21 protein-coding genes are annotated in these 23,110 nt (G+C 55.7%); 13 read left to right on the forward strand and 8 right to left on the reverse strand.

The features are described 5' to 3' along the window. Positions 1–120: 120 nt before the first annotated feature. On the reverse strand, positions 121–1,452 hold the full coding sequence (locus tag GO984_RS15325; RefSeq protein ID WP_157023491.1) for an NAD(P)/FAD-dependent oxidoreductase: 1,332 nt from the start codon (positions 1,450–1,452) through the stop codon (positions 121–123). A 102-nt stretch (positions 1,453–1,554) separates the two neighbouring features. Then, entirely contained in the window at positions 1,555–2,169 is a 615-nt protein-coding gene (locus tag GO984_RS15330) for a hypothetical protein (protein WP_157023492.1), read from the reverse strand. A 329-nt stretch (positions 2,170–2,498) separates the two neighbouring features. Here GO984_RS15330 and GO984_RS15335 point away from each other — a divergent pair, with 329 nt between their 5' ends. Both GO984_RS15335 and GO984_RS15340 read left to right on the forward strand, forming a co-directional pair. Then, on the forward strand, positions 2,499–2,753 hold the full coding sequence (locus tag GO984_RS15335; RefSeq protein ID WP_157023493.1) for a hypothetical protein: 255 nt from the start codon (positions 2,499–2,501) through the stop codon (positions 2,751–2,753). Beyond that, positions 2,750–3,148: a hypothetical protein gene (locus GO984_RS15340; RefSeq protein ID WP_157023494.1), complete on the forward strand. Its 399-nt coding sequence runs from the start codon at positions 2,750–2,752 to the stop codon at positions 3,146–3,148. The genes GO984_RS15335 and GO984_RS15340 overlap by 4 nt, the downstream gene beginning before the upstream one ends. A 20-nt stretch (positions 3,149–3,168) precedes the next feature. Here the strand turns inward: GO984_RS15340 and GO984_RS15345 are convergent, their stop codons facing one another. Beyond that, positions 3,169–4,011, reverse strand: a complete 843-nt coding sequence (locus tag GO984_RS15345) for a leucine-rich repeat domain-containing protein (RefSeq protein ID WP_167740354.1) — start codon at positions 4,009–4,011, stop codon at positions 3,169–3,171. Next, the gene (locus GO984_RS15350; protein ID WP_157023496.1) at positions 3,983–5,641 is read right to left on the reverse strand and encodes an NAD+ synthase; all 1,659 of its coding nucleotides are present in this window, start codon (positions 5,639–5,641) and stop codon (positions 3,983–3,985) included. Before GO984_RS15350 ends, GO984_RS15345 begins: the two co-directional genes overlap by 29 nt. 164 nt (positions 5,642–5,805) lie before the next feature. On the opposite strand from GO984_RS15350, the gene GO984_RS15355 reads away from it, so the two are divergent. After that, on the forward strand, positions 5,806–7,239 hold the full coding sequence (locus GO984_RS15355; RefSeq protein ID WP_157023497.1) for an MORN repeat-containing protein: 1,434 nt from the start codon (positions 5,806–5,808) through the stop codon (positions 7,237–7,239). Positions 7,240–7,302: 63 nt separating this feature from the next. Here GO984_RS15355 and GO984_RS15360 read toward each other — a convergent pair whose 3' ends face one another. Continuing rightward, positions 7,303–7,968: a pyridoxamine 5'-phosphate oxidase family protein gene (locus GO984_RS15360; protein ID WP_157023498.1), complete on the reverse strand. Its 666-nt coding sequence runs from the start codon at positions 7,966–7,968 to the stop codon at positions 7,303–7,305. Positions 7,969–8,064: 96 nt separating this feature from the next. On the opposite strand from GO984_RS15360, the gene pdxR reads away from it, so the two are divergent. The 3 genes from pdxR to GO984_RS15375 all read left to right on the forward strand — a co-directional run bounded on the left by pdxR (position 8,065) and on the right by GO984_RS15375 (position 12,824). Continuing rightward, on the forward strand, positions 8,065–9,435 hold the full coding sequence (gene pdxR, locus GO984_RS15365) for a MocR-like pyridoxine biosynthesis transcription factor PdxR (protein ID WP_157023499.1): 1,371 nt from the start codon (positions 8,065–8,067) through the stop codon (positions 9,433–9,435). Positions 9,436–9,658: 223 nt separating this feature from the next. Next, positions 9,659–11,233 carry a 2-isopropylmalate synthase gene (locus GO984_RS15370; RefSeq protein ID WP_157023500.1) on the forward strand — a complete coding sequence of 525 codons (1,575 nt, stop codon included), beginning with the start codon at positions 9,659–9,661 and terminating at the stop codon, positions 11,231–11,233. Between the two features lie 166 nt (positions 11,234–11,399). Then, positions 11,400–12,824 (forward strand): tetratricopeptide repeat-containing sulfotransferase family protein, encoded by a 1,425-nt coding sequence (locus tag GO984_RS15375; RefSeq protein ID WP_167740366.1) that lies wholly within the window; start codon positions 11,400–11,402, stop codon positions 12,822–12,824. Positions 12,825–13,705: 881 nt separating this feature from the next. On the opposite strand, the gene GO984_RS15380 is transcribed toward GO984_RS15375, so the two are convergent. After that, the gene (locus tag GO984_RS15380; protein ID WP_157023502.1) at positions 13,706–14,518 is read right to left on the reverse strand and encodes a cysteine hydrolase family protein; all 813 of its coding nucleotides are present in this window, start codon (positions 14,516–14,518) and stop codon (positions 13,706–13,708) included. Between the two features lie 63 nt (positions 14,519–14,581). On the opposite strand from GO984_RS15380, the gene GO984_RS15385 reads away from it, so the two are divergent. Continuing rightward, entirely contained in the window at positions 14,582–15,559 is a 978-nt protein-coding gene (locus GO984_RS15385) for an AraC family transcriptional regulator (RefSeq protein WP_245231138.1), read from the forward strand. A 4-nt stretch (positions 15,560–15,563) separates the two neighbouring features. On the opposite strand, the gene GO984_RS15390 is transcribed toward GO984_RS15385, so the two are convergent. Both GO984_RS15390 and GO984_RS15395 read right to left on the reverse strand, forming a co-directional pair. Beyond that, on the reverse strand, positions 15,564–16,310 hold the full coding sequence (locus GO984_RS15390) for an SDR family oxidoreductase (RefSeq protein WP_167740367.1): 747 nt from the start codon (positions 16,308–16,310) through the stop codon (positions 15,564–15,566). Then, positions 16,300–16,626, reverse strand: coding sequence for a darcynin family protein (locus GO984_RS15395; protein WP_157023504.1), 327 nt, complete (start codon positions 16,624–16,626; stop codon positions 16,300–16,302). The genes GO984_RS15390 and GO984_RS15395 overlap by 11 nt, the downstream gene beginning before the upstream one ends. A gap of 90 nt (positions 16,627–16,716) precedes the next feature. Between GO984_RS15395 and GO984_RS15400 the strand changes: the two genes are divergently transcribed. From GO984_RS15400 to rodA, 6 genes are all read left to right on the forward strand, one after another. Further along, positions 16,717–17,322: a TetR/AcrR family transcriptional regulator gene (locus GO984_RS15400; RefSeq protein WP_157023505.1), complete on the forward strand. Its 606-nt coding sequence runs from the start codon at positions 16,717–16,719 to the stop codon at positions 17,320–17,322. Between the two features lie 139 nt (positions 17,323–17,461). Next, the gene (locus GO984_RS15405) at positions 17,462–18,508 is read left to right on the forward strand and encodes a rod shape-determining protein (protein ID WP_138164344.1); all 1,047 of its coding nucleotides are present in this window, start codon (positions 17,462–17,464) and stop codon (positions 18,506–18,508) included. 55 nt (positions 18,509–18,563) lie between these two features. Next, on the forward strand, positions 18,564–19,478 hold the full coding sequence (gene mreC / locus GO984_RS15410; protein ID WP_157023506.1) for a rod shape-determining protein MreC: 915 nt from the start codon (positions 18,564–18,566) through the stop codon (positions 19,476–19,478). Further along, positions 19,471–20,010 (forward strand): rod shape-determining protein MreD, encoded by a 540-nt coding sequence (locus tag GO984_RS15415; RefSeq protein ID WP_157023507.1) that lies wholly within the window; start codon positions 19,471–19,473, stop codon positions 20,008–20,010. The genes mreC and GO984_RS15415 overlap by 8 nt, the downstream gene beginning before the upstream one ends. After that, positions 20,007–21,950 carry a penicillin-binding protein 2 gene (gene mrdA / locus GO984_RS15420; RefSeq protein ID WP_157023508.1) on the forward strand — a complete coding sequence of 648 codons (1,944 nt, stop codon included), beginning with the start codon at positions 20,007–20,009 and terminating at the stop codon, positions 21,948–21,950. The genes GO984_RS15415 and mrdA overlap by 4 nt, the downstream gene beginning before the upstream one ends. Further along, complete coding sequence (gene rodA / locus GO984_RS15425; protein ID WP_157023509.1) at positions 21,947–23,086, forward strand: rod shape-determining protein RodA; 1,140 nt, start codon at positions 21,947–21,949, stop codon at positions 23,084–23,086. Before mrdA ends, rodA begins: the two co-directional genes overlap by 4 nt. Positions 23,087–23,110 lie beyond the last annotated feature (24 nt).

Consider the following 23,110-nt stretch of genomic DNA (forward strand, 5'->3'; position numbering starts at 1 on the left):
TTGTCTTGCCCATCTCACATAGGCAGGGTTTTGTCCAGTTGATGAGAAGTATCCGCGCCAAGGGCACGGGCCTGCGGCGCGAGTATTTTTGCAAAAAGAAGCGAAAGTCCGGTGGCTGTTCTAAGCGCCGTTGTCTATCCGCACCCGGCTACCGTCGGTGTAACGCGACAGGCGGAAGGCGTGAGGGTCCACAATGGGTGTCGAACCGGTGACCATATCCGCCATCAAGCGCCCTGCCCCAGGTCCAAGACCAAAGCCATGGCCAGAGAATCCGGTAGAAATGTACAAGCCCGGCAGGTCATCCACGGCTGAGATCACTGGGATGGCATCCGGCATCACATCAATCATCCCAGCCCAGCTTTGCACCACGTCGGACTGTTGCAGGAACGGGAAGGCCTGTTGGGCGGCGGTCCAGCCAGATTTCAGCGCCGATTGTGAGGGTTCTGGGTCGAGGATGCGGCATTGCTCAAACGCGGTTTCCTGGTCGGGTGTCCAGCGACGCGCTTGGGCGGCCTCTTGCTGCCAGCGATCTGATAGGCGGAACCGCAGTGAGCGCCATTCGCTTAAGAATGCAGGCAGGTATTTCAAGCCCAAGCGAAAACTGTCGGGCACGATATCAACCGTGCTCTCGCCGCTGTTGGCCACGGTATAGCCGCCATCAGCGCGTTTGGTGAGGCCGTAGCCGTCGCCCCAAAGCGCGACATCCGGCCCGCCTGTCACCGCGGAACAGCGCAGCACCGAGTTCAGGACCTTAAGCTGTGGCAGGGATATCCCGGCATTGCCAAGGAACAGTCGCGACCAAGCACCGCCTGCGACCACCACCGAGCTACAGGCCACCCGGCCCCGTTCGGTGATCACCCCGGCGATCTGGCCAGCCTGCACATCCACAGATCGAACCGCACAATTCGAGAGGACAACGGCGCCTGCATCTCGGGCGCCCATTGCTATCGCGTGTGTTGCCAACTGCGGCTCGGCGCGACCATCCATTGGAGTCGACAAGGCAAATGGAATATGGCCCTCATGCCCCGGCAACATCATCTGCAGGGTATCGCCACTGAGTATTTCGCTGGTGGCATCAAAGTCTTGCAGGTTCTGCGCCCAGCGCTGCAAGTGATCGCGGCGCTTGTCGGTGTTGGCCACAAACAGGCTGCCGCATCGATGATATCCGGTCTGGTACCCTGTTCGCGCCTCTAGCCCCTGCCAGATTGACATGGATTCGATCATCAGTGGGATTTCACGCGGATCGCGTTGAGACAGGCGCACCCAGCCCCAATTGCGCGAGCTTTGCTCGCCGCCAATACGGCCCTTTTCACAGAGCAATACAGATACGCCACGCGCCGCAAGTTCCAGCGCAGTTGAGGCACCTACGATACCGCCGCCAATGACAACTGTATCGACGGATTTTGGGAGACGTTTGTCCTCGGGAAAGGACGGTAACTCGGGACCGGGCAAAAAACGCCTCCGATTAAATGCAACTCTTAAAGGTGCACTATGCGAAGTCCGGCGTCCTGTGCAAAGCAAAATTAGCCCCTTAGGGACGAGTTTTGCGTTAGGTCACTTGGCTGTGGCCAGATCACTCTCCTGACGTTGGGCCAAAAGCCGGTCAAATGGTTCGACCAAATCAAGATCTTCATCTGGCTCGCTTGAAAACGTTGGCAAATACAACCCCTGTGTCCAACGGCTCGGCAAGTGGCTGGAGAGGCCCTGCAGCCGGTCGCTAAACCAATTGGCCCAACTCACCATCCGGTCAGCCTGTGCAGGCAAAAAGCGGTAATAAAGACCAAAGCAAGCCCGTCCAGCGCGGGCCAGACGGCTTGGGCCAACACTCCACACCAAGGCCAAAACCGCCACCAGCGACAAGGTCACGACAGCAGCAACGCCAAGGGGACTGAAGATTATTGCGGCCAATGACAGGATCAGCAAGTTGTGGCTCCACCGCGGCTGGTACTGTTTTACCTTAGTCAAGGCGCCTGCCAATACGCTTGGTTTTGGCGCGGTCGCTTGTGGGCGTGGCTTTTCATTGCGCGATTGGGTCTCAACAACGTCTGGATGTTCGACCTTCTCGGCCAGCATGACTTTGCGAATTTCATTCATGATTTCTGCATCGCTGGTCTCAACATTCGGAGCTTGGATCAACGCGTCACATTCTGGCTGATAATACTGGACCATTTGGCAACTCCTAGTCTTCAAAAATTGAGCAACGGAGTGGTCTCTGGGGCCACCCCTCAAACCACGAATACAATTTAGCCTATATGGCCTCAGTTTTGTTGGTTTTGCCTCAAATTAGACGAAAATGCCGGATGAACGGCGCGGCTGCGTCAACAATGAAGCTTGGGCATGGCACTGTCCCTAAACGGATGACAATTAACCAGAATCACATTGGCGGTTCACGTCTTGGGGACAACGTTGCGAGCAAAAGACCCGGAAAATTTGCGACAGTTTCGCTTGCTTTCATTTAGCGTCTTGCAGAATCGTTACCTTGGTACCAAGGTAACGATATGAAAAAGATAGAACGCACTCAAACCGGTCTAAGGATCGAAAAACGCATGTTGAAGGTGATGAAGGGGCTGGCGGAGCACTTGGAATGTTCACTGGCAGAAGTCATCGAAGGTATGATCTTGCATAATTTCGACGGCAACCCCCCCTTCTCAGAGCGAACGCTGGGCAAAATTGAGCAGTTGAAGGAGGTCTATGAGCTGGATCTGACCGCTGCCGATGCGCACGGATTGAGCGATAAGGGGGACGCAGGATGAGCAACTATTCGGATCAACTGGACCAACTGAACGACGGTACGTTAGACGCAAGTACGTTTGGGCATCAAGATCATATCGGCGTGGCCTATGAGGCCCTGAAGCGAGAGAGTTTATTTGATGCGATGGCGACCGTAGCCAATGGCATCGCCGCGGCGGCCAGCCGAGCGGGCGCGCCGGACAAGTTCAATGCGACCATTACGCTGGCTTTCATGTGCGAAATCGCAGAGCGGATGGAGGCACGCAACTTTCCGGACGCCGACAGCTTTATAGCCGCCAACCCGGACTTGCTGACAGGTGCAATCTTGAAACGTTACTCGAACGGGCGCGCAGTTACAGCTCAGGCACGGCGCATCGCGTTTTTGCCGGACCTAGCACTGGTCGTTGAACGGTCTTAGATCACCAGAAGCCTAAGCCGTTAGTCCTTTTTGAATTCCGCAACCATTTTCTCAAATTTCTGCACATATCGTGCCAGCTTGTCCGCATCCGTCTTACTGTTGAGAAAGGGCTTACGCCTTCCTGTCACCATGACATCTTTTCCTGACCCGTAATCCCCACAAGGTACATAAGGAACACATTTGTCACACCTGAGGTACGGCATTTTTGCTGCCAAGTAGGCATAGTCTTCGGTGGCAAACTGATTTGATACTCTTAAGTCTCGCAATGATAGGCTTCTTGACAGAGGTCTCAGACCTTCTTCAAGAACTTTGACGTTCAAAAGCCAGAGTTCCTGCAAAGAAGGCATGTCCTGCAGACCGTTGAGAGAAAGAATTTTTTGAGGTTTCGAAAAGCCGCCTGACAACTCAAGAGCGACAAGTCTGTCCAGTTCTTTGACCAGAGCAATGTCTTGAACCTTTGAGAACTGGACTATTCGCAATAGGCGCAGCTGATTGAGCTTTTCCAACCCGGAAAAGCTCTCGAGTTTTGGAGCCCAATTTATGAACAACGCCCTTAAACTTGGAAGATGAGCCAAAGCAGACAGGTCAAAGGAACGCAACCCTTTGATATTCAAGCATTCGACATCGAGAAACGTGGCTAGGCGCTCGAGATCCTTATGGTTGACACTGGCCGCAAATGCCGCCTTAGCGGACACAGGATGATCAAGATCTGCAATTTTCATACAGCTCCCGTTCACACAAACAATGCCGCCGTAATAGTCGAACAATTCGGGCCCCACATCGCCCGTGACATCCAGCGCCTTATTGTATTCATCAAAGAGAGATTTCGGCATCTTAGCTCGGGTCACGCCAACGGTTGGCAATGGGATAGCGGCGATCCAACCAGAACGCGCGCGGGGTCAGACGGGCACCGGGTGCCGACTGAAAGCGTTTGTATTCGCTTATGTAGATCAGGTGCTCAACCCGTTTAGCCACATCTCGATCAAATCCTGCGGCCACGCAATCAGCAATAGAGCCGTCCTGGTCTACCAGAATATCAAGGATCGCATCCAGCTCGGGGTAGTCCGGCAGGCTGTCGCTGTCTTTTTGGTCTTCGCGCAGCTCGGCTGTTGGGGGTTTGTCGATCACGTTAGGGCGGATCACCTCACCCTCTGGCCCCATCATCCATGGACGGTGGTTGACGTTGCGCCAGCGGCAAGTTTCAAACACGCGGGTTTTATACATGTCCTTGATCGGGTTATAGCCGCCCGCCATATCGCCGTAGATGGTGGCATAGCCCACCGCGACCTCAGATTTGTTACCGGTGGTCAGCAGCATCTCGCCAAATTTGTTGGACATCGCCATCAGCAGCAATCCACGCAGGCGGGATTGGATATTTTCTTCAGCCAGACCGTCCTCCAGCCCGGCAAACAACGGCGCCAGCGTGTTGGCAATGGCGCTGCGACCTTCGGATATTGGTAAGTAATCGTAATGACAGCCCAGTGCCTTGGCTACGGCCTCGGCATCATCCAGAGATTCTTGCGAGGTGAATTCAGAAGGCAACATAACGCAGCGCACATTTTCCGCGCCCAGCGCATCCACCGCGACGGCTGCTACAATGGCGGAATCCACACCACCAGACAGGCCCAACAGGACTTTGGAGAACCCGGTTTTACGCATGTAGTCGCGCAAGGATTCGACCATCACGCGATAGTCTTGCTCCCATTCATCCGGCAGGTGGGACTTTTCGCCCTCGACCGCGCGCCAGCCATCCGGGGTGCGTTCAAGATCCAAATGGGTGACACATTCGTCGAATACCGGCATTTGCAGGGCCAGCGCGCCACCCGGGTTAAGCACAAAGGTGCCGCCATCAAACATCTGATCATCCTGACCGCCGACCATGTTCAGATAGATCACCGGTAATCCGGTTTCGACCGACCGGGCAACCATGTGGTTCAGCCGGACGTCCATTTTATTGCGATAGTAGGGAGATCCATTAGGGATCAGCAGGAATTCGGCACCGGTTTCTTCGAGCATTTCAGCGACATCTTCGTGCCAGCCATCTTCGCAGATCGGACTTCCGATACGTGTGTCGCCAATGGCATAGGGCCCCCCTAACGGTCCGGGTGCAAAAATTCGCACCTCGTCGAACACCGTCTCGTTCGGCAGGTGATGTTTCAGGCAACGGCTGGCAATCTTGCCATCCCTCAAGATCAAATAGGCATTATACAGCTTGCCGCCTTCAACCCATGGGCCACCGATCGCCAGAGCCGGACCATCAGCGCAGGCCACAGCCAGAGCTTCCACCTCAGCCATTGCCGCTTGATGGAACACGGGCTTCATCACAAGATCCTGAGTATTATACCCGGTAATGAACATTTCCGGCAGCGCCACCAGATCAGCCCCGGCCTCGCGCCCTTGCTCCCAGGCGCTCTGAGCCAATGCAGCATTTCCTGCCAGATCACCCACCACCGGGTTCAATTGCGCCAATGTCACGCGGAAACGATCAGCCATCCTGCTCTAGTCCCTTTGAAAATCCACCCCAGCCATTTAGCAGATTTAACATCAAGGGAAAGAGAGCAGAGGCAAAAGACATTGCGGGAATTCCCTCGCTCGCCTAGTTTCTAAATAGACCGCGGCGCAGCTGCGACATTTTATTTTGATCAGCAGAGGTTCCCATGGTCCGACTTGGCATCGCATTCGCACTTTCCATAACCCTGACGCTGGGCTCTGCTGTTCTGGCACAGGATGGCCAGGTTATCTCTACTCAGGACGAAATTGGCGGCGTCTATGAGGGCACGTTTCGGGGCGGCTTGCAGCATGGCACCGGCACCTACCGACTGCCAAATGGGTACGAATACTCCGGGGATTGGGTGGATGGAGAAATCCTCGGCCAGGGCGTTGCCCGCTTCCCTAACGGATCCGTCTACGAGGGCAGTTTTGCCAGCGGCAAACCCGAAGGACAGGGAAAAATCACCTTTTCTGACGGTGGCACCTATGAAGGCGATTGGGTCAACGGGGTCATCAGCGGCCAAGGCGTTGTCATCTACGCCAATGGCGTGCGCTACGAAGGCAGTTTTGTTGATGCCCAACATAATGGCCGCGGCGTCATGCAGAACCCCGGTGGCTATGAATACAATGGGGACTGGGTCAACGGAAAGAAACAGGGCAAGGCCACGATCACCTATTCCAACGGGGCGGTTTATGAAGGTGACGTGCTGGATGGTAAGCTACATGGTCAGGGTAAGCTGACCCTTCCCGATGGGCTGGTATATGATGGCCAATGGGCAGACGACCAAATGCATGGTACTGGCCTGCTGACCCAACCCAACGGTGATATCTATGACGGGCCGCTGGATACCGGTCGACGCCAGGGTAAGGGTCGCCTAACCTATGCCAACGGAGACACCTATCAGGGTGATTTCAATAATGACCAGCGCGAGGGACAGGGCACCTTCACCGGCACGGACGGATACATTTACACTGGCGATTGGCTGGGCGGGCAGATCGAGGGTGATGGCCATGTCACCTATCCCGACGGATCCATCTATGTGGGTCAGTTTCGCGCTGATCTGGCGGATGGCCAGGGCAAAATCACATATAAGGACGGATCTACCTACGAAGGCAGCTGGATTGCAGGCGTCATCGAAGGTGCAGGAACAGCCACCTACCCCAACGGGGTGATCTATACCGGCGATTTCAAAAATGCCCGCAACCATGGACAGGGCATCATGACCTATACAGATGGGTATCGCTATGATGGGGGCTGGAAGAATAGACTGCGTCATGGAGAGGCGACGGTCACCTATGCAGATGGCTCTATCTACACGGGTGCATTTTCCGAAGGTCAGCGTCACGGTACCGGAAAGATAGAAATGCCGGATGGGTTCGTTTACGAGGGCGATTGGGATCAGGGCAAAATCAGTGGTCAGGGCGTTGCGACCTATGCCAATGGGGATGTCTATGAGGGACATTTCCTGAACAGCAAACGCCAAGGCGCCGGCACCATGCGCTATTCCAGTGGTCAGGAGATCAGCGGGAGCTGGGACAATGGCGCCCCTCCCACTGAAGAGACCACCAATGATGGCGCAGCGGCGGCTGACGGCGGCTGACCCGGACCAAAAGGTGCGTGCAAGCACGCACCCTACAGCCTCTCAACATGCCACCCCTGATCGTCAGCCGATCCGAATTCGGCTCAGATGATCGGGCATGTTAACCCCCGAAAGATTCGCGGGATCCGCTTCGGGGTGTTGCAACTGTAGTGACATCGGCACAACACCTGCCCAAATTGGCAGCGCGTAATCTTCTTCGTCATCTTTGGGGGCTCCGTCGCGGATTTTGGCCGAGGCTTCTTCGATTGGGATGCGTAGAACCGCTGTTGCCTTGATCTCTTGCTCTGTAATCGGGCGCAGAGTTTCCCAACGGCCCGGAAACAAGCCATCCGTCATCGCCTTTAACCGTGCTTCTTTGGCAGCAGGATCGACGATTTTCTCAGCCCGTCCAAAGACCATTGCCGACCGGAAATTCACTGAATGGTGAAAAGCTGAGCGCGCCAAAACATAGCCATCTATCAGGGTCACGGTTATGCAGACGTCTGCGCCCTCCATCGCCCGAATGGCCCGGCTGGCTGAGGACCCGTGCCAGTACAGATGATCCCCCTCGCGCCACTGCAGGGTTGGCAGCACTGACGGCCGGCCATCAAGCTGGTATCCAATATGGGCCAGGGGCATTGCGTCCAGCACCGAATAGAGAGTGTCGCGATCATAGCTACCGCGTTCATGGCTGCGTCGAAGACGGCTGCGTTCAGTTTTCAATTCGGCATCTTGTGGATTCTGGGTCATGTACCTGGTCTCACTCAAAGTCTCTTTCGGCTTGACAGGTATCGCCCCTGCGGACTTAAATTAAGCCCCACTTATCGACAAAAAGACCAGTCCAATATGGCAGATCTTGCCCATCTTTTATCCCAAGCCAATCCAAGCCCACGATACGTACAGATTGGCGACGGGTTGAGAAACCAAATTTCCGAAGGTCATCTGGTTGCGGGCGCACGGCTGCCTGCATCTCGTGCGCTGGCACAGGACCTTGGGGTGGCGCGATCAACTGTCGTCACCGCTTATGATCAGCTGATCGCAGAAGGATATCTGGAAGCCCGCCAAGGTGCGGGGATTTTTGTCTGTGACGTGGCCCCAATTTCGCCTACCCGAGTACTGCCACCACAAAGTCCAACACGGCCCCCGCAACAGAAGCAGTTGTTGTTGCCCGGTGCCCCTGATCCTGACATTTTCCCAGTCCAACCCTGGGCGCGTTGTGTGGCGCGCGTCGCCCGGAGCACACCGCAGGCACTGGTCCATCAAGACGACCCGTTTGGCGACCCGGTCTTACGCCGCGAAATCGCAGCCTATGCTGGTCGCTGGCGCGGGATTGTTGCCACGGCGGATCAAGTCATCGTCACCAGCGGTGCGAGTGAAGCCCTGAGGCTTGCGATGGAGCTGCTTGTCAGCGACAGCCACATTGCACTTGAATCCCCCGGATACGTGCCCACCCAAAAGTTTGCTTCGGCGCGGGGCTGGACTGTTAACTGGATGCCTGTTGGTGCGCAGGGTGCAGCACTGCCGAAACAGGCCGCAGAGGTCACAGTGCTAACCCCATCGCATCAATTTCCGCTGGGAGGCAGCCTGCCCGTCCCAGTACGGCAAGCATTTTTACAAGCAGCGGCCGAGCGGAATGGCTGGATCATCGAAGACGATTTCGACAGCGAGTTCCGCTATGCCGGGCAGCCGGTTCCGGCTATGGCGGCATTGGATCACCATGGTTGTTGCGTTTATGCAGGTACGTTTTCCAAAACGTTTTCGCATTCATTGCGCTTGGGATATCTGATCCTGCCCTCTAGCTTGATCAGTCATTTTCGAGACACCCTGAACCAGACGGTTGGCGGAGCCCCGATCACAGCACAACGGCCGCTGGCCGAATTCATGGCCTCGGGACAATATGATCGCCATATTCGCCGGGCCCGACGCCTATATGCGCAGCGCTACGCAGTGGCGGCGGCGGCTCTCGCAGACTGGCCCGATCATCTTGGTCATTTCCCCCCCCATCAGGCCGGTATGCAAATCGCATTTCATTTAGCATCTCCTCACAATGAGCAAGAGATGGTCAAAGCTGCACAAGCCGCGGGGTTTTCAATCAGTTCACTGTCTCGCTACGATCCCAGCGGGCAGACACAAGGACTGTTGATCGGATTTTGCCAATCGCCCCCCGAACAGTTGAAGGGCCAGATTGAGCGATTGGGACGTGCAATCCAAATCTAAAAGAAAACTGGCAATTGAGGCTTTTCATTTACCAATGGGGATGTATAAATCGCAGCCATGATCAACCGCGCACATATCCTTTCCGTCGACGCTGCCATTTGCAGCGCCTCGCTGCGTGGCCTACTGATCCTAACTCGCCTCTGAGCGTGCCATCCGGCGCGTCCGCTCAGAGGGGATCGCCAGCGCGCCACATGGCTTAGGACAGACACGAAAGATACCCAACATGACAAATATATCCGATAAAGACCGCGTAGTGATCTTTGACACCACCCTGCGTGATGGCGAGCAAAGCCCCGGCGCGACCATGACCCACAACGAGAAGCTGGAAATTGCCGGGCTGCTCGACGATATGGGCGTCGATATTATCGAGGCAGGTTTTCCAATTGCCTCGGAAGGCGACTTCAACGCCGTCTCAGAAATCGCCAAGAACTCCAGAAACAGCCGTATCTGTGGTCTGGCGCGTGCTAAAACCGGCGATATCGACCGCTGCTGGGACGCGATCAAACACGCCGAGAAGAACCGGATTCACACTTTCATCGGCACCTCGCCGCTGCACCGCGCGATTCCGAACCTGTCGATGGATGAAATGGCCGATGTCATTCACCAGACCGTCACCCATGCGCGCAACCTGTGTGACAACGTGCAATGGTCACCAATGGATGCCACCCGGACTGAGTGGGACTACCTGTGTCGGGTGATCGAGATTGCCATCAAAGCTGGCGCCAGCACCATCAACATCCCGGATACCGTCGGCTACACTGCCCCGATGGAAAGCGCCGACCTGATCAAACGTCTGATCGAAACCGTACCGGGCGCTGATGATGTGATCTTTGCCACCCATTGCCACAATGACCTTGGCATGGCGACTGCCAACTCGCTGGCGGCTGTAGCTGGCGGGGCGCGTCAGATCGAATGTACGATCAACGGCTTGGGCGAACGGGCGGGTAACACCGCGCTGGAAGAGGTGGTGATGGCGCTGAAGGTGCGCAATGACATCATGCCTTGGCACACCGGCATCGACACCAAGAAAATCATGCATATCTCGCGCCGTGTCGCCGCAGTTTCGGGATTTGCGGTACAGTTTAACAAGGCCATCGTTGGCAAGAACGCCTTTGCACACGAGTCCGGCATCCACCAAGACGGCATGCTAAAGAACGCTGAAACATTTGAGATCATGCGCCCTGCTGATGTGGGCCTGTCGGGTACGTCGCTGCCATTGGGCAAACACTCGGGCCGCGCAGCGCTGCGCGACAAGCTGGAGCAGTTTGGCTTTGAGGTGGGTGATAACCAACTCAAGGACGTCTTTGTCCGTTTCAAAGAGCTGGCTGATCGCAAAAAGGAAGTGTTTGACGACGATATCATCGCGCTGATGCGGTCTGGCGAGGATGCTGAAAACGATCATCTGCAAATTGTCTCAATGAAAGTGGTTTGTGGGACTGGTGGTCCGGCTGAATCCACAATCGAGATGGAGATCGACGGCAAAGACGTGAGCGCCACCGAAACCGGTGACGGCCCAGTGGATGCGACGTTCAAGGCGATCCGCGAGATCTATCCCAACACCGCCACTCTGCAACTGTATCAAGTGCAGGCTGTGACCGAAGGTACGGATGCGCAGGCAACGGTTTCGGTCCGGTTGGAAGAAGACGGCATGATTGCCACCGGTGAAAGCGCAAATACAGATACTGTTGTGGCCTCGGCCAAGGCCTATGTAAACGCGCTGAACCGGTTGATCGTACGTCGCGGTAAAGTTGGCGAAGGTGTTGATGCGCGCGAGATTTCTTACAAAGATCTCACCTAAATTTGTGAATCTGGCCTCCTCACCACAGCTGTTGGTGGGGAGGTCAACGCATAGCCCTGCCACAGCACGGGGCACAACTTTCTAAAATTATTTTTAACGATCTCTCAATTTGACGATGTTATCATTCTTGTCGAACAAGATGCTCACATCCTCCGGAGGGCCCGTTTTGCCCCAGGCAAGTTTTAGAATCGCGGACGACCCGATCAACCAATCGCAATTGGATCACGTTACCGCCCTGATGCAGGTCGGCCAGCACCGCAAGGCATTTGTTCAGCTGCAACCGTTGGTCAAGGCGGACCCGATGAACCCCTCGCTCCTTGAGGCTGTCTCGGACTGTTACTGGCTGATGGGGACAACAGGCCAATCAATGGTGGTGCTCAACACCATCGCAGATATCTGGCCCGATAACGTTGCCGTTTGGGGCAAGTTAGGTGCTCGCAACTTGGCACTTGGTGACAAGCCGGCGGCGGAAACTGCATTTGAACGCATGTTAGCCCTAGCGCCGGACTCTGCTTTGGCCCTTGCGGCGCTCAACCTGATCAAGACATTTGCCCCTAACAGCAAACGCGCGCAAAAACTGCACATTTTGGCAGCTGATACATCCTTGAGCTTTGAAGAGAGAGCAGGCGTTATCAACGCCCTTGGCCAAATTGAGTCCGCAGCGGGAAACACAAAAGAGGCCTTCTGCTACTTCCAACAAGCCAAAGATGCCACGCCCGGGGAGTATGCGCCAAACGAAATTGACGCCAAGGTCGCTGACCAGTGTCGGGCGTTTGACCCTAAAACAATGCCCGAAGTGGCAAGTGAATGCGCTGAGCCAAGATTTGCATTTGTTGTTGGCCTGCCGCGCTCTGGCACGACCCTATTGACGGCAATGCTGAGCAGACATGCTCGTGTTGTTTCCAATGGTGAAAGCCCCAGCTTGATTGACACCAAACTGGCACTCAAACAGATTGTGCAGCAGGATTTCCCCAGCACCGGGCATTGGCAGTGGTGCCAACACGCCAGCCCCAGTCTGCTGGCCGCTGCGCGGCAGACTTTTCGAAAGAAGAACCTGCCCGAAAGCGTCGAACACCTGTCGGTGGTCGTTGAAAAGCTTCCGCAGAATGCCTTTGAAATGGGTTTTGCCCGCATGATGCTACCAGACGCAAAGTTCATATTTATGGCGCGTCACCCACTGGATGTTGGGCTTTCGCTGTTTACCAATGGCTTTGCTACTGGCCATGCCTATACCAAAAATCTAGAATGGATCGGCCATATGATCCGTGCGTCTTATGCGTCGTTGGAAGATTACCAGCCCAAGCTCGGCGACCGGCTGCGTATCCAGTCCTATCGCGCGTTGGTTCAATCGCCGGAACCGCAAATGAAAGAGATAACCAACCACCTTGGGCTGGACTGGGATCAGTCATGCCTGTCCCCGCAACACAGCGAGGATGCGCTAAAGACGGCTTCGGTGCTGCAGGTCCGGGAAGGTATCAATCAAAAGGGTATCGGCAAATGGAAGCGCTATGAGACCGAACTGGCCCCACTGATTGAGGCGTTGGGAGGATGGCACTGGATCCGTGCCTGGGAGGAAAAGGACGCCGCGTAGTATATAAAGCGGTTTAGCCAAGGGACCAATTGCCGACGATGTGGTCCAAGGCAAAGGGGGGTACTCCCGCGCCCCAAGCTGGCCCGGCTGCGCCGAAACAGATTAGGGCCTTGGGCCGAGCACCGCTGCGCGGTGTAAGGTTTTGCTGGGGAAGCGTTTCAGGGGCAGGTCTGCCCTGAAAGCGCCATGTCGATTATGGAAATCAAGATCCGCCTCAAGGGCAAGCCGTGCTGCGCACGGGCGCGATGCGCCCCTTGACCCGGTATCGGCGACCTGAGGAGACCGTTGGATGACTGCGCCCAACGCGAAAAGGCTCCGCCATGTCCGACGACCTGCAACACCTAAAACTTAATCCGATTAGGATAAAGACAGGTACACAATATCAAATAATGTGTTCTGAAGACCCAAATTCATAAGGGACTCGCTACTTTTCGAGCCACAAACGAATAAATTCGCCAAAATAGATAAGTACAAACAAGAGACCTAGTACAAAGTAACCGTATGGCTCTCCCCATACCCCTTCTTTGCCATAGATTCCCCAAACACAAAGTCCAAACATTAGTGTTTTCCCAACAAGGTTTTTCTTGAGCTCACCCATTCTATCTTTCTGCTGAAATAGCTAATTTTGCGTCATTTTGGTCTGAGGATGGCGTGTAAACGTAGGTAGTAACCTGTAATCATCTGCCAGTCTCAGGGCCCGACTGTAACGGCTCGAATGACGATGACAACTACAACCAGCTGCATAATTGATCACCTGCGCCGCACAGCGGCGCCAGGCCCAAGGCTTTGCTTCTCATCTATGATGAGAGAACAAAGGCGCAGGAGCCTTCCAGTTACTACGATGACCGGAACCGGTCACCGTATTTCTTCCAAGTGAAGGCTTAGCCAGCGGTCAATTTCGCCTCGACATCGCTGGTAGTCCACAACGCGTTGGCGATGTAGCGGAAGTTGGTTAGGGCCGCGAGGTAGCCGTCCCCTTCGGGCAGTTTTGCCGCCGCAGTTGCGTCGCGCACCACCGCCACTTCAAACCCCTGTTCGATCAGCTCGCGCATGTGGCTTTCGGTGCAGAGGTTGGCGGACATGCCAGCCAAGATCACCTGATCAATGCCGCGCTTGCGCAGCTGCAGGCTCAGGTCGTTGCTGTCATTTCCGTACACCTTATGCGGCGAAGTGACGATAGTTTTGCCATCTTCAATGTACTTCTTGTACTGTGGCATCCAGTCAGCGCCAGAGCCTTCGAACCCTTCGGTGGTCAACGCTCCCTTGCGATCAAACATGCCGATCTTATGCATCAGCTTTTCCAGTGCACCCTCAAACTTCCAGCCATGATCAGTGGGGTAGTAGTAATGCGGTGACACGGCCACGGTGATCCCCGCTGCCTTGGCCGCCTGGAACAGCCGTTCGATGTTCTCAACAGTGCCGTGTTCTTGCACGGATTCACCAACCACGCCCCAGGTCACGCCCTCGGGATGTAGAAAGTCGATCTGCGGGTCGGTAACCACCAGCGCGGTACGGCTGAGGTCCAGTTTCATAGTGCTGGGTGGCAGCGCTGGAGATGCCGGGTCGGCATAGGGGCTTTCTTGCGCTTGAGCTGTGGACCCTGCAGTGACGGCTGCAGCAGCTGCGCCGGTGGCCAAAGCCCCGCGCAAGGCCTGACGGCGGGTTAGGTGTGTGTGGTCATGATCGTTGCACATGGGGTGTCTCCTCATCATTTGATGAGTAAGAGATAGGATGGGCAATGTATCAATTGGTCCGGAATGAGTATCAATCCGAAGAAAATCGTATCCTTTCATCCAGAGACGCTATTGGATCACCACATGGAACATGACTTCATTCTGGATCAGATGCAGATCGAGGCAACGCCTTTTGCCCTGTGCGAACTCAACGGCAAGGGCGATTTGGGGCTTGGGCAGGACAGCACCGCAACGTTGCATTACATCCTGTCTGGTCGGGGGGAAATCCGTATTCCCGGCCAACTCAATTTACCCGTTTCGCTGGGAACACTGGTGTTGGTACCCGCCTTACGCTCGCATGTGTTGCACAGTTTTGGAGAAGACATTGACCCTTTGCCGCAATGCCGTCCTGCTGGGTTGAACCTTGTCCACCTGGTGCACAAGCAGGATGGCCGAGACCTTCATGGTGGACTGGTCGCAATCTGCGCGCATATCAACTTATCCCTCAAAAACCTGAACAACATCATTGATCTGGTCCGCGACCCAATCATTGATACCGTTGCCGATAATCCGGGGCTGGCGGTGCCTGTGACACAGATCTTACAGGAAATCGCCTGCCCTTCACTCGGCAGCAAGGCGATGCTGCGGGCATTGATCCAGCAGGCGATGATCGCCTTGATGCGACATAAGCTGCAACGGGATGATAGCGATCTGGCCTGGATGCAGGCGCTGCGCGACCCGAGGCTATGGCCGGTCCTGACCCACATGATGCAGTCTCCCGGGGGTGATCACTCGCTGGAAACACTGGCAGAGCAGGCCGGAATGAGCCGCAGCACCCTGGCGCAGCGGTTTTCCGATGCTTATGGCAGTGGTCCGATGGAGCTGTTGCGCGAGCTGCGGATGCAAAAGGCCGCTGACCTACTGGCGCAGAGTGATATGCCCGTCAAACGCATCAGCGCCGAAGTGGGCTTCAAAAGCCGCACCGCCTTTAGCCGTGCGTTTGAAGCGAACACAGGCCAATCTCCGCGCAGTTATCGGCGTGAGAAAAAGGCCAGCAGCTAAAACATCACCCACGCAGGATGCGGGCAGACAATTCCGGCAGTAAACGGTGGATAATGCGCAACAGCCGGGTTTTGCCGATCCAAACCTCATCCGCCCCATGTTTGATCCCTTGCAGCAAGTCTCGTGCAGCCCTGTCGGGGCTGATTTTACCGCGGCCTCTCCCCTTGGTCATATCCGTCTCGACAAGGGGCATGATGCACTCAGAAATCTGCAGATTTGGCGCGAGCTGACCAGTTTGGTAGCGCAGTCCTGTTGTAAAATTTCGCAAGCCCGCCTTGGTGGCGCAATAGACTGGCGCATCTTGTTTTGGGGACAGCGCAAGGGCCGACGTTACATTGATGATGATCCCCTCGGGCCGTTTTGCCAGACAGGGTACCAGCGCAGCGCACAAATGCAGAGGCGCGACTAAATTTACGTTCACTTCCATGCTGATGTCCTTGGCCAGATCCACATGGGTTCCCATCAGGTAGTCAACCTCGATCTGCATCCCAGCATTGTTGATTAGCCCGTCCAAGGGAGTCTGGGCTCCCATCAGTTCACTTATCAACTGCTCTCGTTCAGCCTCATTCTGCAGGTCGCAAGTATAAGTCTGTAACTGTGGTCCAAGCTCCCACTTTAAAGCGATTAGTGCCTCGTCATCGCGTGCCACTGCCATAACTGTCGCGCCTGCGGCGACCAATTGTTTGGCCAGTTCCCGTCCTATACCGCGCGTAGCCCCAGTTAGCAGGATGTGCTTTCCCTCAAGCCACATGAGCGGCCTCGTAGGCACGGAACCCGTCTTCATAGCTGGGAATGATCTCAAGCAGTTCAAAATAGCCTTCCGCGAGGAGCGCTGAATCACGTAGAGCTTCGATTGCAAAGTAGTAAGCCTTCGGATCTTCAGCTTCGATCATTGCTATATCACTGATCCGCGCATGGAACGCCTCGGCATCGAAATACCGTAGCTTCATGCCCGGCGCCGAGCACGTTGCACCCAGGCTTTCCTTGGAGATTTTCGCCCGTTGTTTCCGTGTGAGTTGCAACCATGATGGGTTCGCCCGGAGAAAGAGAAAGATGGTGAGCGTCATCAGCACGTCCTGTGTTTATTGCTTCTGGTTCATAAATGTGAACTATTGCTCACATTTCTCAACTCGCGTTTCTCCGCAGGACGTTCATCCATGCATAAGCCCAGAAAACAAGCCCGACAGAAGCGCTCCAAGGCGACCCAAGCGGCCATTGTCGAGGCCGCTGCTCGCCTTTTGGAATCACAGGGGCGCGGCGGGCTGACCACCAATGCCATTGCAGATCGAGCGGGCGTGAGCGTTGGGTCGCTGTATCAATATTTCCCCAACAAAGAGGCCATTCTGGCGACCTTGATCCGGGATAAGCGCAGGACGCTGTTGATGCAGATGCAACAAGCGGTACAGGAAACATCTGCAGCCGCGCCATCAGTTGCGCTGGATGCCTTGCTGCGGGCTGGCATGATGCATCAATTCATACGTCCCGCCTTAGCTTTCGAACTGGAATATGTAGAGCAGCGGCTGGAATTGGCGGCTGAGTCAGCAGCCTTAGCCGAGGAGATGGCGCAGCTGGTGCTGGAGACCATACAGCGGCTACAACCAGACGCTGGTCTGCAAAATGCCAGAGATGTCGTGGCAATAACCAAGGGGCTTATCAATGCTGCAGCGATGGCAGGTGAAGCTGGCAGTGATGCATTGTTTGATCGTGCACGCCGAGCTGTGATCGGATACTTGTCACAAACCGCCCCAGAAGTGACCAAGTAGGCCTGAAAGCAGGCGAAAAGGCGCTAGTTACACCCAATACGCCCTTTCACGATGCGGCTGTGCTGCCTATAAGATCAAAAGCCCGGAACTTGTGCGGAGTCGCGGGCCATTTTTGCAGCACTTACAGGATCCTTAATATATGTCGATCTTTGGATTTTTGTCCGGCCTTTTCACTTCGGACATGGCTATTGACCTTGGCACAGCAAATACGCTGGTCTACGTCAAAGGCCGCGGTGTGATCCTGTCCGAGCCTTCGGTGGTGGCCTATCACGTCAAGGACGGTGTCAAAAAAGTTCTGGCGGTTGGCGAAGACGCCAAACTGATGCTGGGCCGAACCCCGGGTTCGATTGAGGCAATCCGCCCTATGCGTGAAGGTGTGATCGCGGACTTTGACACCGCAGAAGAGATGATCAAGCATTTCATTCGCAAAGTGCACAAGCGATCAACCTTTTCAAAGCCTAAGATTATCGTCTGCGTCCCACACGGCGCGACCCCGGTTGAAAAACGCGCCATTCGCCAGTCGGTTCTGTCAGCAGGTGCCCGTCGCGCCGGCCTGATTGCCGAACCTATTGCCGCGGCCATTGGGGCTGGCATGCCGATCACCGATCCAACCGGCAACATGGTTGTTGATATCGGTGGTGGTACAACCGAGGTTGCGGTTCTGTCGCTAGGCGACATCGTTTATGCGCGTTCGGTTCGCATTGGTGGCGACCGCATGGACGAGGCGATCATCTCGTATCTGCGTCGCCAGCAGAACCTGCTGGTGGGTGAAGCCACCGCAGAGCGCATCAAAACCTCTATCGGGACCGCCCGTATGCCAGATGATGGCCGTGGCCAGTCCATGCAAATCCGTGGGCGTGACCTGTTGAACGGTGTCCCCAAGGAAATCGAAATCAGCCAGGCCCAAATTGCCGAAGCTTTGGCCGAACCCGTGCAGCAGATTTGCGAAGCGGTGATGACTGCGCTGGAAGCAACACCACCGGATCTGGCTGCAGATATCGTGGATCGCGGTGTGATGCTGACTGGTGGCGGTGCGCTGTTGGGAGATCTGGATCTGGCCCTGCGTGAACAGACCGGGCTGGCGGTGTCGATTGCCGATGAAAGCCTGAATTGTGTGGCTTTGGGCACCGGCAAGGCACTGGAGTTTGAAAAGCAGCTGCGCCACGCAATTGATTACGACAGCTAAGACTCCTACCCTTCGCTGTAGATGGGGCGCCGTTTAGATCCCCGGAAGGAAACCCTTGGCCAGAGATCGATCCCAGCGCGAAGACTATACGACCCCGCTGAAGCGATTGCTGATCGGAGTAGTTTGCTTGTGCTTGGCGATTATTTTTATTGTCTGGCGTATCGACAGTCCAAGGGTCGAAAGATTTCGCGCCCAAGTCATCGACAGAGTTGTGCCCAACATGGAATGGGCGATGGTGCCAGTCACCGGAGCAATCAACCTGTTCCGCGACTTTCAATCGTACCAGAGATTATCTGAGCAAAACCGCGAACTGCGGTCAGAACTGCGCCAGATGCAGGCCTGGAAAGAGGCAGCATTGCAGCTAGAACAGGAGAATGCCCGGCTGCTGGATCTCAACCATGTGCGTCTGGACCCCCGTTTGACTTACATCACCGGCGTAGTGATGGCTGACAGCGGTTCCCCGTTCCGTCAATCAGTCTTGCTGAATGTGGGTGCCCGTGATGGGGTACGAGATGGCTGGGCCACGATGGATGGGATTGGACTTGTGGGGCGGATTTCAGGAACCGGTCGCAACACGGCCCGCGTGATCCTGTTGACCGATGCTGCCAGCTCGGTGCCCGCTCTGATCCAGCCCTCAGGGCAAAGCGCCCTGATTGCAGGGGATAACAGTGCAGCACCGGTGATCGATTTTCTGGAAAACCCTGGAAAACTGCGCCCGGGTGATCGTGTCGTTACATCCGGGGACGGCGATGTATTTCCCGCAGGCCTGTTGATTGGCCAAGTGGCCAGTGATCCCTCTGGCCGTTTGCGCGTTCGACTATCTGCCGATTATGAACGGCTGGAGTTTCTACGCGTTCTCCGCCACCATGGCACTGAATTCATTCAAAACCCCGGCGACCTGGTGGTGCCGCTTCCTGGTGCGCCACATCCACGCCCGCGCCCTGAAAGCCTGGGAGCGGACAATGGCTAGCACCTCTCCAGCGCATATTTGGGCCATGCGGATCACGTTCCCAGCGCTGGCCTTGCTCATCATCTTTTTCCATCTGCTGCCTCTGGATACTGTACCACGCCGTTGGGCTCCGCCTGATGTATTGGTGGCATTGGCGCTGGCCTGGTCATTGCGTCGGCCAGACTACGTACCAACGGTGATACTGGCGCTCACCTTATTGTTGGCTGATCTGATGTTCCAACGGCCCCCAGGCTTGCTGGCGCTGTTGGTCCTACTGGGCTGTGAATACCTGAAGCCGCGGGCGCTAACCCACCGCGACACAGGGTTTGCGGCTGAATGGTTCTCGGTGATTGTGGTTCTAACCTGCATCACTATTGTGAACCAACTGATCCTTGCGCTGCTTGGGGTCGAGCAAGCTCCGCTTGGATTAATCCTAATTCAAATGCTGCTGACCATTGCCGCCTACCCGTTGGTGGTGCTGGTCAGCCAGTCCGTGTTTGGGGTCCGCAGACCGACCCCATCAGAGGCCGAGACGCTTGGAGCCAGGCTATGAGACGCAACCCAAAAGAGCTGGACTCGACCCATCGCACATTAAGCCGTCGTGCTCTGTTGTTAGGAGGGCTCCAGCTAGCTTTTGCTGGTGGATTGGCGATGCGGATGCGTTATCTGCAGGTGGATCAGGCAGACCAATTCCTGCTGCTCGCCGAGGAAAATCGGATAAACATCCGCCTGCTTCCCCCGGCCCGTGGTCAGATCTTCGACCGCAATGGCATTGCTCTGGCCCAGAACTCTCCCTCGTACCGGATCACCATCGTACCTGAAGATGCAGGAGATGTGGACAAGGTGATCGCGGATCTGTCGCGATTGATCGACATCGCCCCCGAGGACCTAGAGCGCGCCATTGCAGAGATGCGCCGCTCGCCGCCATTTTTGCCGGTGACCCTAGCGGATCAAATTGACTGGCAAGATATCTCAAAGGTTGCGGTGAACGCGCCTGCCCTGCCAGGCATTACCCCCGAAGTGGGGCTTGCACGAATTTATCCACGCCAAAGCGACTTTGCCCATGTGGTAGGCTATGTCGGCCCGGTCTCCGATTACGACCTGAGCCAGATCGAAGACCCGGAACCAATTTTGCGTATTCCAAGGTTTCAAATCGGCAAAGTCGGATTTGAGGCGAAACAGGAGGCCGAGCTACGCGGCAAGGCCGGAGCAAAACGGGTTGAAGTGAATGCCACTGGCCGGGTGATGCGTGAACTTGATCGTCGCGATGGGGCTGCCGGTGCGGATATGCAGCTGACTGTTGATGCAGATCTGCAGGGCTACGTGCAGGCACGACTGGGCAGTGAAAGCGCCAGCGCTGTGATCATTGATTGTGAAAACGGCGATCTGCGCGCCATTTCCTCGGCCCCCAGTTTCGACCCCAACCTGTTTGTCCGCGGAATTTCTGTTGCAGATTATCGCGAGCTGACTGAAAACACCTATCGCCCACTTGCCAACAAAACGGTGCAGGGAACCTACCCACCTGGGTCAACCTTTAAGATGGTCGTTGCACTGGCGGCCCTGGAAGAAGGTATCATAGGGACAGAAGAAACCGTTTGGTGCCCGGGTTACCTGGAAGTGGCAGGCCGCAAATTCCACTGCTGGAAACGCGGTGGACATGGGAATGTGGATCTAAACGCCTCTCTGAAGCAGTCGTGTGATGTATACTATTATGACCTCGCCCTCAAAGTCGGCATCGACAAAATCTCTGCCATGGCCCAGCGCCTTGGTTTGGGAGTGCGGCATAATTTGCCCATGTCAGCTGTGGCGTCTGGTCTGACCCCCACTAAAGAGTGGAAAACACGGAATCGCGGCGAAGACTGGCTGATTGGTGACACAGCCAACGCTTCAATTGGTCAAGGCTTTATGCTGGCCTCGCCGCTACAGTTGGCGGTGATGACAGCGCGGCTGGCCACTGGGCGTAGCGTCGCCCCAAGGTTGGTCAAATCAATCGACAGTATCGAACAACCAGATGGTGCAGGAGTTCCGCTTGGAGTAAACGAAAACAACCTGCGCACTCTGCGTCGTGGCATGTTTTCCGTCTCGAATGAGCGGCGTGGCACTGGATATGGGTCGCGCATTATCGAAGAAACGATGCGCATGGCCGGGAAATCGGGGACCAGCCAGGTGCGCAACATCACCGCAGCCGAACGTGCTGCAGGCGTGATCCGCAACAGTGATCTTCCGTGGGAACGGCGAGATCATGCGCTCTTTGTATGTTTTGCGCCCTTTGAGAAGCCAAAATATGCGGTCGCTGTTGTGGTAGAGCACGGCGGCGGTGGCTCCAAAGCGGCGGCTCCAATAGCCCGTGATGTGATGCTGCAAGCCTTATATGGCGGCACGCCGCCGCTGGAGGCCTATCCCAAGAAGGACCGCAGCCGCATCAGATCGCAACAGGAGCGATTGGAACGTGAACGTCCCGTTCGGCAGCTTGATGGGAGCGACCGGGCATGAGTTACCTTGAATACAATGCAAAAACGACCCCATCTGGGCTACGCAAAATACTGTTCCTAAATTGGCCGCTGATAGTTCTGTTGGTTTCGGTCGCCAGCATCGGTTTTCTGATGCTCTATTCAGTGGCTGGCGGTTCATTCAGCCCCTGGGTCGAACCACAGATAAAGCGCTTTTTTATGGGCTTGGTCGCTATGGTCGCCATTGCCATGGTTCCGATCTGGTTTTGGCGAAATATGGCGGTTGTCGCGTATCTTAGCTCAATCGCCTTACTGCTGGCGGTGGAATTTTTTGGCAGCGTAGGCATGGGCGCGCAGCGCTGGATTGACCTTGGCTTTATGCGACTGCAGCCTTCCGAACTCACAAAAATCACCCTAGTTATGCTGTTGGCGGCCTATTACGACTGGCTACCGCGTGAACGGACCTCGCGGCCCATATGGGTGCTGGCCCCGATAATCATGATTCTTGTGCCAACTTTTATGGTCTTGAAACAGCCAGATCTGGGCACATCAATCTTACTGCTGGCCGCAGGGGGCGGTGTGATGTTCCTTGCCGGTGTGCACTGGGCCTATTTTGCCGCGGTTATTGGCGCAGGCGTTGGATTGGTCACTGCGGTGTTTCAAGGACGCGGGACCTCATGGCAATTGCTGAAGGACTATCAGTACAGGCGTATCGACACCTTTCTGGATCCCTCGACCGACCCATTGGGGGCGGGCTATCATATCACTCAATCCAAAATCGCGTTGGGATCTGGCGGTTGGTCCGGGCGCGGATTCATGCAGGGCACTCAATCGCGGTTGAACTTCCTGCCTGAAAAACACACCGATTTCATTTTCACCACCCTGGCCGAAGAATTTGGATTTATTGGCGGCGTGTCACTTTTAGCGATCTACATGCTGATTGTGGTGTTCTGTATTGCCGCTGCATTGGCGACCCGTGACCGGTTTTCTTCACTGGTGATCATGGGCATATCGCTAACCTTTTTCCTGTTCTTCGCGGTCAACATGTCAATGGTGATGGGGTTGGCGCCAGTGGTTGGGGTGCCGCTGCCAATGGTGTCCTACGGCGGTTCGGTTATGTTGGTGCTACTTGGTGCATTTGGCCTGGTCCAAAGTGCCCACGTGCACCGACCAAGATAGAACAAGAGGCAAAGGGGGCCAGCC

Source organism: Parasedimentitalea huanghaiensis, assembly GCF_009753675.1.
Lineage (GTDB): Bacteria > Pseudomonadota > Alphaproteobacteria > Rhodobacterales > Rhodobacteraceae > Parasedimentitalea > Parasedimentitalea huanghaiensis.